Origin of the sequence: Sphaerisporangium album (genome assembly GCF_003323745.1) — a bacterium.
GTDB lineage: Bacteria > Actinomycetota > Actinomycetes > Streptosporangiales > Streptosporangiaceae > Sphaerisporangium > Sphaerisporangium album.
Map to the genome: position 1 here is coordinate 112,692 of NZ_QOIL01000010.1, position 15,777 is coordinate 128,468.

Genomic DNA, 15,777 nt, shown 5'->3' on the forward strand with positions numbered 1-15,777 from the left:
ATGGGCCTGGACACCAAGCCTCTCTCCACCCTGCACGGGAAGTCCTCCTACGACCTTGAGGACTTCCCCGTGCCCACCGGGCGCGAGGAGTCCTGGCGGTTCACCCCGCTGTCGCGCCTGCGCGGCCTGCACGACGGCACCGCCCCGGTCACCGGCAGCGTCGTCGTCGAGGTGCACCCGTCCCCGGAGGTCTCCGTCGAGACCGTCGGCCGTGACGACTCCCGCGTCGGCAAGGCGTACGTGCCGGCCGACCGGGTGAGCGTCCAGGCGTTCACCTCGTTCGAGAAGGCCACCGTGATCACGGTGCCCAAGGAGGCCGTGACCTCCGAGCCCACCGTGGTCAACCTCCGCGGCGAGAGCGCGGAGGGCGCGACGTACGGCCACCTGGTGGTCGTGGTCGAGCCGCTGGCGCAGGCCGTGGTCGTCCTGGACCACCGGGGCAGCGCCGTCTACGCCGACAACGTCGAGTTCGTGGTCGGCGACGGAGCCTCGCTCAGGGTCGTCAGCCTGCAGGACTGGGCCGGCGACGCCGTGCACGTCTCGCACCACCACGCCCAGCTCGCCAAGGACGCGACGTTCAAGAGCTTCGTGGTCACCCTCGGCGGCGACCTTGTGCGCCTGTCGCCGTCGGTGTCCTACACCGGGCGCGGCGGCGACGCCGACTTGAGTGGCCTGTACTTCGCCGACGCCGGCCAGCACCTGGAGCACCGCCTGCTGGTCGACCACAGCGTGCCCGACTGCCGCAGCCACGTCGACTACCGCGGCGCGCTGCAGGGCGACGAGGCGCACGCCGTGTGGATCGGCGACGTGATCATCCGTGTCGAGGCCACCGGGACCGACACCTACGAGCTCAACCGCAACCTCATCCTCACCGACGGCGCCCGCGCCGACTCGGTGCCCAACCTGGAGATCCTCACCGGTGAGGTCGCGGGGGCGGGGCACGCCTCGGCCTCCGGCAGGCTGGACGACGAGCACACCTTCTACCTTCAGGCCCGGGGCATCCCCTACGAGGAGGCGCGCCGCCTGGTCGTGCGGGGCTACTTCGCGCAGCTGATCCAGAAGATCGAGGTGGAGGAGATCCGCGACCGGGTGCTCGCGGCCGTGGAGGCGGAGCTTGCACGATGACTTTCGAAAAGGTCTGCACCCTTTCCGACATCCCGGACGGCGGCGTCGTCGGGGTCGAGGCCGGCGGGCGGCCCGTGGCGCTGGTCCGCAGGGACGGTGAGGTCTTCGCCCTGCACGACGTCTGCTCGCACGCCGAGGTACGGCTCAGCGAGGGCGAGGTGTACGACGACACGCTGGAATGCTGGCTGCACGGCTCGTGTTTCGACATCCGCTCCGGCAAGCCGACCGGCCCTCCCGCCACCCGACCCGTCCCCGTGTACCACGTGAAGCTCGAAGGCGACGACGTGCTCGTCTCGATCGACGCGGACGGCACCGACACAGCCCAAGATCAGGAGTCCTAAGTGCCCACCCTGGAAATTCGTGACCTGCATGTCGCCGTGGAGGACAAGGAGATCCTGCGCGGCGTCGACCTGACCGTCCGGTCGGGCGAGACCCACGCCCTGATGGGGCCGAACGGCTCGGGCAAGTCGACGCTCGCCTACGCGATCGCGGGTCACCCCAAGTACACCGTCACCTCCGGCACGGTGACGCTCGACGGCGAGGACGTGCTGTCCCTGTCGGTCGACGAGCGCGCCCGCGCCGGCCTGTTCCTCGCCATGCAGTACCCCGTCGAGGTCCCGGGCGTCTCGGTGTCCAACTTCCTGCGCAGCGCCGTCACGGCCGTGCGCGGCGAGGCGCCCAAGCTGCGCCTGTTCACCAAGGAGCTCAAGGAGGGCATGGACGCCCTGTCCATCGACGCCTCCTTCGCCCAGCGCAACCTCAACGAGGGCTTCTCCGGCGGCGAGAAGAAGCGCCACGAGATCCTCCAGCTCGAACTGCTCAAGCCGAAGATCGCCGTGCTGGACGAGACCGACTCCGGTCTCGACGTCGACGCGCTGCGCGTCGTCTCCGAGGGCGTCAACCGCTTCCGGTCCACCGGCGAGACGGGCGTGCTGCTGATCACGCACTACACCCGCATCCTGCGCTACGTGAAGCCGGACTTCGTCCACGTCTTCGCGGGCGGCCGGATCGTCGAGGAGGGCGGCCCGGAGCTGGCCGACAAGCTCGAGGCCGAGGGCTACGAGCGCTACACCAAGGCGAGTGCATGACCGACAGCGTGTTCGACGTGGAGAGGATCCGGAAGGACTTCCCGATCCTCTCCCGCGAGCTGCCCGGGGGCAGGCCCCTCGTATACCTCGACTCGGGCAACTCCTCCCAGAAGCCCGCGCACGTCATCAACACGATGCGCGACCACCTGGAGCAGCACTACAGCAACGTCGGGCGGGCCCTGCACGTCCTCGGCAGCGAGTCGACCGAGGCCTACGAGGGCGCCCGTGACGCGGTGGCGGCCTTCATCGGCGCGCCGGGCCGCGACGAGGTCGTCTTCACCAAGAACGCCTCCGAGGCGCTGAACCTGGTGGCCTACGCCTTCGGCAACCCCGTGGGCACCGACGAGCGCTTCCGCCTCGGGCCCGGCGACGAGATCGTCATCTCCGAGATGGAGCACCACTCCAACATCGTGCCCTGGCAGCTGCTGGCCCAGCGCACCGGCGCCACGCTGCGCTGGTTCCCCGTCACCGACGAGGGCCGCCTGGACCTGTCCGGGCTGGACGAGCTGGTCACCGAGCGCACGAAGATCGTCTCGATCGTCCACCAGTCCAACGTCCTCGGCACGGTCAACCCCGTCGCCGACGTCCTGGCGCGGGCGCGCCGGGTGGGCGCGCTGATGATGCTCGACGCCTCCCAGTCGGTGCCCCACCGCCCGGTGGACGTCGCCGCGCTCGGCGTCGACTTCGTCGCCTTCACCGGCCACAAGATGGTCGGCCCGTCGGGCATCGGCGTGCTGTGGGGCCGCCGGGAGCTGCTGGAGGCCATGCCGCCGTTCCTCGGCGGCGGCGAGATGATCGAGGCCGTCTGGATGGACCACTCGACCTTCGCCCCGGTGCCGCACAAGTTCGAGGCCGGCACCCCGCCCATCGTCGAGGCGATCGGGCTCGGCGCGGCCGTCGAGTACCTCACCGGCGTCGGCATGGAGCAGATCCGGCGCCACGAGCACGACCTCACGGTGTACGGCCTGGAGGCGCTGGCCGAGGTCCCGGGGATGCGGATCATCGGCCCGGCCACGGCCGAGGAGCGCGGCGGCACGCTGTCGTTCACAATCCCCGGCATACACCCCCACGATGTGGGGCAGATTCTCGACGACCGGTTCGGCATCGCCGTCCGCGTCGGGCACCACTGCGCGCGGCCGCTCCACCTGCGCTTCGGAATACCGGCGACGACGCGGGCGTCTTTCTACCTGTACAACACCACGGACGAGATCGACGCGCTGGTCCGAGGGCTCCACCACGTCCAGAAGGTGTTCGGATAAGACATGATCGCCGAGTCGCTGTACCAGGAGCTGATCCTGGAGCACTACAAGCACCCGCAGGGGCGGGGGCTGCGCGAGCCGTACGACGCCGAGGTCCACCACGTGAACCCGACCTGCGGCGACGAGGTCACCATGCGGGTGAAACTGGGCGACGGCGGTAAGGTCCAGGACGTGTCCTACGACGGGCAGGGCTGCTCGATCAGCCAGGCCGCCGCGTCGGTGCTGCACGAGCTGGCCACCGGCACGACCGTCGAGGACAGCCTCGCGGTCGTGGACGAGTTCACCCGGCTCATGCAGGGCCGGGGCCAGGTCGAGCCCGACGAGGACGTCCTCGGGGACGCGGTGGCGTTCGCCGGTGTGGCCAAGTATCCGGCCAGGGTGAAGTGCGCCCTGCTGGCCTGGATGGCGTACAAGGACGCCGTGGTGAGGAGCTCGTCGTGATCGGCAGGCGAGTCCGGGCAGACTACCGCCGCACCCCGGCCGGGGCGCGGCGAGGCGAGGAGGCGGCGTGAGCAAGCCCGTGGAGACCCCGACCGGCACCCCGGCCGGGTTCGACGGCGATACGGCCCTGGAGGACGTCATGGAGGCCCTCAAGGACGTCGTGGACCCCGAACTGGGGGTCAACGTGGTGGACCTCGGCCTGGTGTACGGGGTGAACCTCGACCCGGGCGAGCCGGGCGCGGCGCCGGTCGCCACGCTGGACATGACGCTGACCAGCGCGGCGTGCCCGCTGACCGACGTCATCGAGGAGCAGGCGCACTCGGCCCTGGACGGCATGGTCTCGGACGTGAAGATCAACTGGGTCTGGCTTCCCCCGTGGGGCCCGGACAAGATCACCGACGACGGACGCGAGCAGTTGCGCATGCTCGGCTTCAACGTCTGACCCCGGGCGGCCGCCGTGGGCCTGCCGCATCACTCTCCGCCCGGTTCGGCCCGTTCCGCGGAGGCGAGGTGGCGGGCGACGGCGTCCAGCGTGGGGAACTCCGACAGCAGCGTCGGCGGCACCCGGAAGCCGATCCGCTCTGAGAGGTCGGCCTGGATGTCGGCGACCTCCAGGGAGTCCAGCCCGTACGCCTCCACGGGGATCGAGGGGTCGATCTCGCACTCGGGCTGGTTCAGCTCAGCCGCCACACGGCGCACGAGCCACACCCGGATCTCCTCGGCCCCGTACAGGCCGTCCGCGTGGACCGGCCCGGCGGCGCGGGGCGGCGCGGGCCCGGCGGCGCGCTCGGTGATCTGGAAGAACCGGGCGGCGAGGTCGCGGGCGTAGGCGACGTTCGTCTCGATCAGCTCGAAGGCCGGCAGGGACCCCGCGTGGTAGGTCCGGTTGAGCCCCTGCGACGCCTCCAGGCGTTCCAGGACGCCGGCCGCCACGTCCTCGCACCCGAAGTGCGGCATGAACGGCCACTCGGCCACCCGCAGGACCTCCTCCAGCCGTCCGCCGGCCCGGGCCAGGTCCTCGCCCAGCCGTTCGCGCAGGGCGCCCGCGTCCACGCCGTCGCCGTAGCAGTAGGCGACGACGAGGTCCTGGCCGGCGTACCGGCTGTGGTAGGCCACGCACCGGCCGCCGGAGGTCGCCGCCGCCGCGCCGCGCCAGGGCAGCAGGAACATCCCTCCGCGTGGCAGTCCCGACACCCGGCACAGCACCGTGCGGTAGTCGACCGTCCGGACGCGGGAGGCGATGTCCCGCTCCTCGTCGGTGAGGTCCATCACCGTCCGCACCCGGTCCAGGGGGACGGTGAGCACCAGCGCGTCGGCGGTCACCTGTTCCGAGCCGGTGCGCACGGTGACCGCGTCGGGGCCGCGCTCGATCCACTCCACCCGCACGCCGGTCCGCACGTCCGGCAGTTCCTTGGCGACCCGCCGCCACAGCCGCGCGAAGCCGTCCTTCACCGTGAAGTTGCCCGCGTGCCCGCCGAGCGGCGCCCCCGAGCCGACCAGGCCGGTGAGCTCGGCGAACTTCACGAAGTAGAGCGCGGGCAGGCCGGGGTCGGTCAGCAGGCCGAAGCCGCCGCTGGTGTAGCCGGTGCCGAGCGAGCCGGCCATCGCGCCCAGGCCCTCGGCGTCCAGCCAGGAGGAGATCGGCAGGGCGAGCGCGGCGGCGCTGTGCGCGAGCCCCGGCCGGCCGGCGTCCGGGAACTCCCGCTCGCGCAGCCGCAGGTAGCGCTGGAACGCCCGGCGCCGGAAGAAGCCGGAGCCGGGCGGGGCGGCCCGCCGGTGGCCGGCGTCCAGTTCCAGCGTCGGCGTGGCGTCCTCGGTCTCGACGCCGAGCTCGGCGGCCAGCGAGTACAGCTCCGTGTACGCCGTGGTGCACACGTGCGCACCCATGTCGTACGCGCGCCCGTCTACGTACACCGACTCCGCCTTGCCGCCGACCTGGTCGGTGTTCTCCAGCACCACCACCTCGTGCCCCAGGCGGACGAGCTCGCGGGCGAGGGTCAGGCCGCTCGCGCCGGCGCCGAGCACGCAGACCCGTCGCGGCGGGCCGCCCGCGCAGGCCCCGGATCCCGCGGTGGGCGCGGGGCCTCCGCGGGTGAGGTTCCGGTCCATGCGGCGGCCTCCTTCGGTCGTCGTGGGTCTTCAACCCCGCCGGGAGGGCAGGGGCCAGGCGGGGGCCTCGCCGCGCAGGTAGGCGTCGCGGCAGGCGCCGCGCCGCACCTTCCCGCTCGTGGTCTTCAGGACCAGGCCGCGCGGGCCGAGCACGACGTCGCACGCGATGCCGCCGTGCCGCCGCCGCACGGTGGCCCGGACGGCGCGGACGACGTCCAGCGTCGCGTCCGGGCCGGGCTCGCCGCCGATCGTCTCGGCCATGACCACCACCCGTTCACCCTCCTCGTCCGTCTCCCCGGCGACGGCGAAGGCCGCCACGCCACCGGGGCGGATGAGCGGGTGGCACGCGCGGACGGAGTCCTCGATGTCCTGCGGGTAGTGGTTGTGCCCGCGAATGATGATCATGTCCTTGAGCCGCCCGGTGACGAACAGCTCGCCCTCGTACATGAACCCCAGGTCGCCGGTCCTGAGGTAGCGGCGGGGGTCCCCGTCCGCGACGGCGGCGTGGAAGGTCCGCGCGGTCTCCTCGGGCCGGTTCCAGTACCCCCGCGCCTTGGCCGCCGAGTCGGCCCAGATCTCGCCCACGCGGCCGGGCGGGCAGGGCATCGCGGTGTCCGGGTCGACGATCCGCACGCTCGCCCCGGGCTTGGTGGAGATGCCGCAGCCCCAGTAGGCCACCGTGTCGCCTGTGTCCACCGTCTCGTCCGGCCCCGCCGGCACGGCCAGTCCCCGCTCGATGGCCTCCCGGACGACGCGGAGCGGCCCGCTGCCGCCCATGGTCAGGCTGAGGGTGTGCTCGGCCATCCCGTAGGTCGGGAAGAACGCCCCGGGCGGGAACCCCGCCGGGACGAACGCCCTGAGGAACCTCTCCACAGTGGCGGGGCGGATCGGCTCGCCCGAGGAGCCGATGTGGCGCAGCGAGCCGAGGTCCCACCCGGCGCGCTGCTCGGGCGTCGTCTTGCGGACGATCAGGTCGAAGGCGAAGTTCGGTGCCGCCGTGTGCGTCGCGCGCACCCGGGAGACCACGTCGAACCACACGGCCGGCCGTTGCAGGAAGCTCAGCGGCGACAGCACGTACGTCCGCGTCGAGTGGCCGACCACGGTGTTGAGCAGGAAGCTGATCAGGCCGAGGTCGTGGAAGTGCGGCACCCAGGTGACCGCGACGGTGTCCTCGCCGAGGCCGAGGTCGTGGGCCAGGCTGAGCAGCTCGTGGTGGATGTTGCGGTGGCTGACGATCACGCCCTTGGGCGTGCCGGTGGACCCGGAGGTGTACTGCAGGAACGCCGCGTCGTCCAGGTCGGCGGGCACGTGCCAGCGCGCGCGGGGCTCGCCGTCCGCGGCCGGCTCCGGCGGGAGGTCCCCGTGGGTGGACAGCCACGGCCGCCCCGCCCGGCACAGGTCACCGGTGACCATGCGGTGGTAGTCGTCGTGGGTGAGCAGGACCGCGGCGCCGGAGTCGGTCGCGACGGCGGACAGCACCTCGGCGTCGTGACCCGGCGAGAAGGGGTTCGGCGGCGCGACCGGCACGGGGATCACCCCGGCGGCCAGGCAGCCGAGGAACGCGCCGACGAAGTCGAGGGACGGCAGGTAGACCAGCAGCGCCCGGTCCCCGGGGCGCAGGCCGCACCGGTCGAGCAGGGCGCGCACGCGCTCGGTCTCGTCCACCAGCTCGCGGACGGTCATCGACGCGGCGTCGCGGCCCTCGTCGTCGACCTGGACGAACAGCCTGCGCGCGGGCACCCGTCCGGCCAGGGCCCGCAGTGCCTCGGTCAGCGTGCGCTCGGTCGGGGCGCTCCGTGTCCTGAGCGTCACGTGATCGTTCCCCTCTCTGGAGCCTTGCGGAGAAAGGCGATTCATCGGGGGGTTTGTCCGCTTTTAGCGATGATAGGGCGGCGGTACGGGGGCTCACGGGCGCGATCGCGAGGCTGTCAGAAGTTTTCACGCCGCCTTGCCCTGGCCATTGCCCGCGACCTCGCCACCGCCGTCCGCGCGCGTGCTGATCGCGCTTCGCCGCGCGTCCGGTAGACTGAAGGACGACGATGATGAGCGGTGCTCGTGTGTCGTGACCGACACACCCGCTCAGTGCCCCAGCCGGGCACCACTGATCCCTCGCGCGGCAGCACGCCGTGCACCCCCTGGCTCGTCCTTTCGCAGAAGTGACGCGCCGCATCTCTTCGATCGAAAGGCACGACACTCGTGACCATCAGCAACGCCGCCATGCCCGCCGACGCCCCCGCCGGGGCAGGGCAGGAGGGGGCCGCGCCCGGCGCGCTTCCCCAGGCGGTGTCGGAAAACCCCGCGGGCCCGGCGGAGTTCAGCCTCCTCGGCCTGCCCAAGCCCCTGATCGCCGCGCTCGCGCGCCAGGGCATCACCAGCCCGTTCCCCATCCAGCGCGCGACCATCCCCGACATCCTGTCCGGGCGTCACGTGCTCGGCCGGGGCCAGACCGGCTCGGGCAAGACCCTGGCCTTCGGCCTGCCCACGATGACCCGCGTCGCCGGCACCAAGGCCGCGCCGGGCCGTCCCCTCGCCATCATCCTCGTGCCGACCCGCGAGCTGGCCATGCAGGTGACCGACGCCCTGGAGCCCCTCGGCCGTGGGCTGGGCCTGCGCATGAAGACCGTCGTCGGCGGCATGTCCATGGGCCGCCAGATCGAGGCCCTGCGGCGCGGCGTCGAGATCGTCGTCGCGACTCCCGGGCGGCTCACCGACCTCGTCCAGCAGGGCGAGTGCTCGCTGGCCGACGTCCGGGTCACCGTGATCGACGAGGCCGACCACATGTGCGACCTCGGCTTCTTCCCCGTGGTCAGCGCGCTGCTCAAGCAGACCCCCGCCGACGGGCAGCGCCTGCTGTTCTCGGCCACCCTCGACGGCGACGTCGACAAGCTCGTCCGCCGGTTCCTCGACGACCCGGTGACCCACTCGCTCGCCCCGGCGACCTCGCCCGTGGACACCATGGAGCACCACATGCTCCAGGTCACGCGGGACGACAAGTTCGCGGTCACCGCCGAGATCGCCGGCCGCGACGGCCGCACGATCATGTTCGTGCGCACCCAGCACGGCGTCGACCGCCTGGTGAAGCAGCTCGCCCGGGTCGGCGTCCGCGCGGGCGGCCTGCACGGCGGCAAGCGCCAGAACCAGCGCACGCGCATCCTGGCGGAGTTCCGCGAGGGCACGATCGGCGTGCTGGTGTGCACCGACGTCGCCGCGCGCGGCATCCACGTCGACGACGTCAGCCTCGTCCTGCACGTCGACCCGCCGATGGACCACAAGAGCTACCTGCACCGCGGCGGCCGCACGGCGCGCGCCGGCGAGCGCGGCACCGTGATGACGCTGGTGCTGCCGAGCGAGCGGCGCTCGGCCGAGCAGATGACCCGGCGCGCGGGCGTCGAGCCGCAGCGGCTCAAGGCCACGCCGGGCCACCCCGCGCTCGCCGAGGTGGCGGGCGCGCGGCAGCCGAGCGGCGTCGCCGTGCCGGTGTGGGAGCCGCCGGCTCCGGCCGCCAAGCAGCGCCCGCGCCGCGAGGGCGGCCAGGGCGGCGGCGACCGCCGTCCGCGCCGCTTCCACGACCGTGGACGTGAGGACGGGGAGCGCCGCGAGGGCGAGCGTCCGGGCGAGCGCCGCGAGCGCCGGTTCGACGGCGAGCGCCGTCCGGAGCGCCGCCCCGAGGGCCGGGGCGAGTTCCGGGGAGCGCCGGGCCCGCGCGGCTCGGGTCCCCGCAGCGGCCGTCAGGGCTCCCCGGAGCGCTCGGCCGGCAGAACCGGCCGCTGACAACGCGACGAGCCGCCCGGTGACGCCGGGCGGCTCGTCGGCCGGGGAAGCCTGGTGAGCTCGGGGAAGCCCGGTCGGCTCGCCGGGCCGGGCGCGTGCCCGCCCCCTTGAGACGCGCGCGGCGGACTGGGACGATGCCCGGTGCCGTCAGGCGTGGTCGGCGCAGCAGGGTGTCGGGTTCGGCACCTCGGCGGGCATGAGCCGTCCGCCCATGGCGGGCATCGTCAGCAGGACCGCACGCCCGTCCCGCCACTGCGGCCGGACGAAGTCCTGGGTCGCGACCGGTGTGCCGGAGGCCGGCTCCTCGGTCTGCGCCAGCACGGCGACCCGGTCGATCGCCGAACGTTCCAGCAACTCCGCCACACTCAGCGTCCCGGTCAGCTCGTCGTGCCCGGGGTAGACAACCAGGCGCCCGCCCGACCTGCCGGCGTGCTCGGCGGCGGCCAGCGCCGCGCCCTCCGCCAGCGCCTCGGGCCCGCTCCGGCGCTCGCCGAGCGCGACGCCCATCGTCTCGGGAACCGCGGAGAGATCCACGCCGGCGTCGCCGGCGGCCGTGAGCGACACGGAGAGGGCGACGTGCGGCAGGCCCGTCGCCGTGCGTACGAAGTGCGTGCAGCCGATGGTCCCGGCCGGAAGGCCGAGCGCCTCCACCATGTCATGGAGAAGGTGCTCGGCCTCGGGAACCGTCCGCGAGCCCGCGTCCAGTCCGAGGATCATCCGCGGGGCACGATCCAGATCGGGTTGCTGTAGAACCACAGGTCCTTCCACGGGTCGGCGTCGCCGTAGACGTCGATCGCGGGACCGGCCGGGTCGACGGACGCGCCGAGAAGGCCCGGGGCGCTGCGGTTGCCGTCGGTGCCGCGCAGGCGCACGTACACCGGCTTGGCGACCTCGCCGAGCTGGTAGGTGAAGCTGACCGTGCCCGAGTTCTTGCCGACCTCGTAGGACTTGACGACCTTCGTCGCCGGGGTCGTGAAGACGTCCTTGTCGGAGACGGGGCCGGTGACGTCGCCCTGGATGACGTCCACGCGGGCCAGGGTCGGCACGAACATCGCCCAGTTGGGCTGGTTCGCCAGCGTGATCTCGATGCAGACCTCGACCTTGGTGCCTTTGCGCACCTGCAGCGTGTCACCGAGGGTGACGCCGCGCTGGCCGCCGCGGACCTCGCGGACCCGCACGACCAGGCCGCTGATCAGGCCGCCGTGGTCCACCCAGACGCGGCCCTGGCGGATGGCGTCCATGACCGCGCCGTAGGAGAAGCTCCGCGCGCCGACGTGGGTCCGGCTGTAGTAGCCGGGCCAGAAGTCGCCGTTGCCGAGGTTGGGCGCGCCGCCGTGGACCGGGTCGTTGTACCGGCCGTTGGCGTTGAAGTCGCTGCCCGGGCCGCGCACGCTGGTGTCGCCCCAGACGGTGTGGGAGTCGGAGTTGGCGGTGATCCACCAGCTCTTGCCCTCGGCGAGGAGGCTGTCCCACAGACCGCCGACCGTCGAGGTCATCCAGTCGAAGCCGCCGAAGGTCTTGTAGCTCTCCGCCGGGTAACCGGGGAACGAGTCCGCGCTCGGGCCGCCGTCGTAGTACCCGCGCCCCGAGCCCGCGCCGTTCGGCTTGGGGATGCCCGCGGCCTGGTGGCCCGGCGCGCCCTCCATACCGACGGCGATGTCGGGCTGGGCGTCCCGCCAGCCGCGGATCTCGTGCGGGGAGTCGATGCCCTTGCGCGCGGGGTGGTTGGCGAGGAACAGCGCGTCGTCGACGCGGCGCTTCTTCACGGCCTGCGCCAGGAAGTTGAGGCCGGCGATGGCGAGGGCCTCGTTCTGGGGCGTGTTGGCGCCCGCGTTCTTGACCGAGCCGTCGAAGGAGTTCTCGAACTCCTTCAGCGTGGCGACCTCGTTGGGGCCGGGGGCCACGAAGACGGTGCCGTGCTCGGCGGCCGGGATGTTCCACTCCAGGCCCTGGAAGACCAGGGTGTCCTTGATGAGCCGGCGCGCCGCCACGATGTCGGGGTTGACCTTCTCGACGCCGATCTTGGCGTGCGCGACGCTGCCGTGGTCGGTGATGACCATCCAGTCCAGGCCGTACGCGTTGCCGTGCTGCACGTGGTCGATGACGCGGTACTGGCCGTCGCTGCTGTGCTGGGTGTGGATGTGGTGGTCACCGGCGAGCCAGTGGTACCCGTCGCGCGGCTCGTCGCCGTGGCGGGCGCGCCGCTCGGAGGAGGCCGAGGCGGCGGCCTCGCCCTGCGCCCCGAGCACGCCGGCGGCGGTGAGGCCGGCGCCGAGGAGGCCTGCGCGGCGGAACATCTGGCGCCGCGAGAGTTCGGAAGGGGAGAGCTCGGCGTCCGGGATCGTCAGGTCGACGACCGGGGCCATGTCGCCCTGGTCGTGCCCGTCCCCGTGGCCGTGCGTGTGAGAGTGATCATGAGGGTGGTCGTGCCCGTGGCCCATGTCTTGCCTTTCCATCCCGCCGGATCGATCTTGTTCCGGCTACTGAGGAACCATGGCAAAAGGCGCTTAACCGGACATGAACACTCCGGATCGGGCGAGGGTCCAATGGCTTGCGATCGAGGCACCGGGCCGCCTGACCATCGGTTTTGCGAGCCGAGTCGGGCAAGTGTCCAGGGTTTTGTGACTGGATGTCAGGACAAATCGACTTTCAAGTCGTTAGGGCATATTGACGGGTTTGTCGGACGCGTTCCAGGGGAGCGGGATCGTCGGCTCGGGCGGGGTATCCGGCATCCGTGGCACGCTCGCAGGGGCGAATGCGGCGCTCACTTCCGCTCATATCAGCAAAAGCTGTGACTTACCGATCTAAAGACTAGACGGGTCGATCAAAAGAATCTAGAGTCGCGGCCAATAGCCCCGGAGGTGCGAATCGTAACCTCCGGGAAACAGGACGGGCACGCACCTGTGCCCAAGGCGCGGCGGCGCGCGCCTTGCCTGGCTAGGCATCAGCCAGGGAAGGAGACATGAGCATGTCAACGGCGGTTCCACACCGGCGCGCGCCGATGGGCGCAGGCGCGCCCGGCCGTGCCCGATCCGGGCGCCTCCCGTGGCGCCTGGCGCGCGGTGCCAGGGCGGCCGCGGCCTCCCTGCTCGTGGCGGCGGGCACGCTGGTGGCCTCGGTGGCCGTGGCGCCCGCGGCCAACGCGGTCCCCATCAACCCCGCGGCGTTCCAGCAGGTCGCGCTGGCCAAGGGCGTGGCGGAGGTCGGCGAGCCGATGTCGCTCGCCGTCCTGCCGGACCGCTCGGTGCTGCACACGGCCCGCGACGGCACACTGCGGCGGACCGACGCCGCCGGCACGACGTCGGTGGTCGGCACGCTCCCCGTCTACACCCACGACGAGGAGGGGCTCCAGGGCGTCGGCGTCGACCCCGGCTTCGCCACCAACCGCCGTATCTACCTGTACTACGCGCCCCCCCTGTCCACCCCGGCGGGCGACGCCCCGGCGAGCGGCACCAACTGGACGGCGTGGCAGGGTGTCAACCGGCTCTCCCGGTTCACCCTCACCGCCGACTGGAAGCTCCAGGCCGGCAGCGAGGTCAAGGTCCTCGACGTGCCCACCGACCGGGGCATGTGCTGCCACGTCGGCGGCGACATGGACTTCGACGCCGCGGGCAACCTCTACCTGACCACGGGCGACGACACCAACCCCTTCGCCTCCGACGGGTACAGCCCCATCGACGAGCGCGCCGACCGCAACCCCGTCTTCGACGCGCAGCGGTCCGCCGCCAACACCAACGACCTGCGCGGCAAGGTCCTGCGCATCAAGGTGAACGACAACGGCACGTACTCGATCCCGGCCGGCAACATGTTCGCCCCCGGCACCGCGAACACGCGCCCCGAGATCTACGCCATGGGCTTCCGCAACCCGTTCCGGATGAGCGTGGACAAGGCGACCGGCGTCGTCTACCTCGGCGACTACGGCCCCGACTCCGGCACCACCTCCGCGCGCGGCCCGAGCGGGCAGGTCGAGTTCAACCGGATCACCGGCCCCGGCTTCTTCGGCTGGCCGTACTGCACCGGGACCAACACCGCCACCGAGACCTACGCCGAGTACGACTTCGCCACCGGCGCCAACGGCGCGAAGTACAACTGCGCGGGCGGCCCCGCGAACAACTCCTTCCGCAACACCGGACGGCCCACGCTCCCGGCCGCCCAGCCCGCCTGGATCCGGTACGCCGGGGACGCCGGATCGCCGCCGGAGTTCGGCGGCGGCTCCGAGTCGCCCATGGGCGGCCCCGTCTACCGCTACGACGCCGCCTCCACCTCGCCGGTGAAGTTCCCGCAGGAACTGGACGGCGTGTTCTTCGCCGGCGAGTTCGGGCGGGGCTGGATCAAGGCCGTCGAGGTCGGCCCCGGTGGCGCCCGCGGCGCGATCACCTCGGTCCCGTTCACCGGCAAGCAGGTCATGGACCAGGCGTTCGGCCCCGACGGCGCGTTGTACGTCCTGGACTACGGCACCGGGTACTTCGGCGGCGACGCCAACTCGGCGCTGTACCGCATCGAGCACATCGGCACCGGCAACCGGGCTCCGACGGCGCGGGCGAGCGCCTCCCCGACCTCCGGCAAGGCGCCGCTGACGGTGGCCTTCTCCTCCGCCGGCAGCTCCGACCCCGAGGGCGGCGCGCTGACGTACGCGTGGACGTTCGGCGACGGCGGCACCTCCACCGCCGCCAATCCCTCCCACACTTACACCGCCAACGGCACCTACACCGCCACGCTCACGGTCAGGGACCCGCAGGGGCTGACGGGATCGGCGAACGCGATCATCACGGTCGGCAACACCGCCCCGCAGGTGACGATCACCTCGCCCGGCAACGGCCAGCCGTTCACCTTCGGCGACACCGTCTCCTACGGCATCGCCGTCACCGACCCCGACGGCGGGACGATCGACTGCGCCAAGGTCACCATGACCTACCTGCTCGGCCACGACAGCCACGCGCACGCGGTGACCTCCAAGACCGGCTGCTCGGGCACGATCGCCACCACGGTCGACGGCGAGCACGCCACCGACGCCAACACCTTCGGCGTCCTTGCCGCCGAGTACACCGACGCCGGCGGCCTGAAGGGCACGGCCCAGGTCACGCTCCAGCCCAGGCACCGCCAGGCCGAGCACTACTCGTCGTCCTCCGGCGTCGACCCGATCGCCCACGCGGGCGCCGAGGGCGGCAAGACGGTGGGCAACATCGAAAGCGGCGACTGGATCGCCTTCCAGCCCTACCTGCTCTCCGGCGTCACCTCCATCACCGCGCGCGTCTCCTCGGCCGGGGTCGGCGGCACGCTGGAGGTGCGGGCCGGGTCGGCCACGGGCACCCTGCTCGGCTCGGCGACGGTGCCGGTGACCGGCGGCTGGGAGACCTTCCGCGACGTCACCGCCCCCCTGAACCCGGGCCCGTCGGGCGCCACCACGCTCTACCTGGTGTTCAAGGGCGCCGCCGGAGCGCTGTACGACCTCGACGCCTTCACCTTCGCGACCGGCGGCGCCCCGGGCGGGACCGGCCCGGTGAAGGGCCTGGCGGGCAAGTGCCTGGACGTCGCGGGCGCCTCCGCGGCCGACGGCACCAAGATCCAGCTCTACACCTGCAACGGCACGGGCGCGCAGAACTGGACGGTCAACGGCCAGACCCTGCGGGCGCTCGGCAAGTGCCTGGACGTGGCCGGCGGCGGCACCGCTAACGGCACCAAGGCGCAGCTCTACACCTGCAACGGCACGGGCGCGCAGAACTGGGCGGCGCAGAGCGACGGCACGCTCCGCAACCCCGCCTCCGGCAGATGCCTGGAGGCCGCCGGCAACAGCTCGGCCGACGGCACCCAGGTCCAGATCTACGACTGCAACGGCGGGGCGAACCAGAAGTGGACCCTGCCCTGACCGGTCGCGTCTCCTGACGGGGCGGCCCGCGCGCCGCCCCGTCGCGACCGGAGGGTCCGTCACAGGAGTGCTCACGGCACCGGAGTGCTCACGGCACCACTCAGTACGGCATCACTCA

At 72.4% G+C, this 15,777-nt stretch carries 12 protein-coding genes; 8 read left to right on the plus strand and 4 right to left on the minus strand.

What is annotated here, in order from left to right:
• The 6 genes from sufD (at position 1) to DQ384_RS18975 (ending at position 4,355) form a co-directional block, all read left to right on the plus strand.
• Positions 1 to 1,125: a Fe-S cluster assembly protein SufD gene (gene sufD / locus DQ384_RS18950; protein ID WP_114030176.1), complete on the plus strand. Its 1,125-nt coding sequence runs from the start codon at positions 1 to 3 to the stop codon at positions 1,123 to 1,125.
• The gene (locus DQ384_RS18955; protein WP_114030177.1) at positions 1,122 to 1,466 is read left to right on the plus strand and encodes a non-heme iron oxygenase ferredoxin subunit; all 345 of its coding nucleotides are present in this window, start codon (positions 1,122 to 1,124) and stop codon (positions 1,464 to 1,466) included. Before sufD ends, DQ384_RS18955 begins: the two co-directional genes overlap by 4 nt.
• Positions 1,467 to 2,213: a Fe-S cluster assembly ATPase SufC gene (gene sufC, locus DQ384_RS18960; protein ID WP_114030178.1), complete on the plus strand. Its 747-nt coding sequence runs from the start codon at positions 1,467 to 1,469 to the stop codon at positions 2,211 to 2,213. It abuts the gene before it with no gap.
• A complete protein-coding gene (locus DQ384_RS18965; RefSeq protein ID WP_114030179.1) occupies positions 2,210 to 3,472 on the plus strand; it encodes a cysteine desulfurase in 1,263 nt (420 codons plus the stop codon). The genes sufC and DQ384_RS18965 overlap by 4 nt, the downstream gene beginning before the upstream one ends.
• Before the next feature lie 3 nt (positions 3,473 to 3,475).
• Positions 3,476 to 3,913: a Fe-S cluster assembly sulfur transfer protein SufU gene (gene sufU, locus DQ384_RS18970; protein WP_114030180.1), complete on the plus strand. Its 438-nt coding sequence runs from the start codon at positions 3,476 to 3,478 to the stop codon at positions 3,911 to 3,913.
• A gap of 139 nt (positions 3,914 to 4,052) precedes the next feature.
• On the plus strand, positions 4,053 to 4,355 hold the full coding sequence (locus DQ384_RS18975) for a metal-sulfur cluster assembly factor (RefSeq protein WP_114030348.1): 303 nt from the start codon (positions 4,053 to 4,055) through the stop codon (positions 4,353 to 4,355).
• Between the two features lie 29 nt (positions 4,356 to 4,384).
• Here the strand turns inward: DQ384_RS18975 and DQ384_RS18980 are convergent, their stop codons facing one another.
• Positions 4,385 to 6,022, minus strand: a complete 1,638-nt coding sequence (locus tag DQ384_RS18980; RefSeq protein ID WP_114030181.1) for an FAD-dependent oxidoreductase — start codon at positions 6,020 to 6,022, stop codon at positions 4,385 to 4,387.
• Positions 6,023 to 6,052: 30 nt separating this feature from the next.
• Entirely contained in the window at positions 6,053 to 7,834 is a 1,782-nt protein-coding gene (locus DQ384_RS18985; protein WP_181871285.1) for a fatty acyl-AMP ligase, read from the minus strand.
• Positions 7,835 to 8,218: 384 nt separating this feature from the next.
• Between DQ384_RS18985 and DQ384_RS18990 the strand changes: the two genes are divergently transcribed.
• Complete coding sequence (locus DQ384_RS18990; protein WP_245966598.1) at positions 8,219 to 9,793, plus strand: DEAD/DEAH box helicase; 1,575 nt, start codon at positions 8,219 to 8,221, stop codon at positions 9,791 to 9,793.
• A gap of 147 nt (positions 9,794 to 9,940) precedes the next feature.
• Here the strand turns inward: DQ384_RS18990 and DQ384_RS18995 are convergent, their stop codons facing one another.
• Both DQ384_RS18995 and DQ384_RS19000 read right to left on the minus strand, forming a co-directional pair.
• Positions 9,941 to 10,510 (minus strand): hypothetical protein, encoded by a 570-nt coding sequence (locus DQ384_RS18995; RefSeq protein ID WP_114030183.1) that lies wholly within the window; start codon positions 10,508 to 10,510, stop codon positions 9,941 to 9,943.
• Positions 10,507 to 12,249, minus strand: a complete 1,743-nt coding sequence (locus tag DQ384_RS19000; protein ID WP_220183013.1) for a PHP domain-containing protein — start codon at positions 12,247 to 12,249, stop codon at positions 10,507 to 10,509. The genes DQ384_RS18995 and DQ384_RS19000 overlap by 4 nt, the downstream gene beginning before the upstream one ends.
• Before the next feature lie 506 nt (positions 12,250 to 12,755).
• Here DQ384_RS19000 and DQ384_RS19005 point away from each other — a divergent pair.
• A complete protein-coding gene (locus DQ384_RS19005) occupies positions 12,756 to 15,659 on the plus strand; it encodes a PQQ-dependent sugar dehydrogenase (RefSeq protein WP_245966599.1) in 2,904 nt (967 codons plus the stop codon).
• The last annotated feature ends 118 nt before the right edge of the window (positions 15,660 to 15,777 follow it).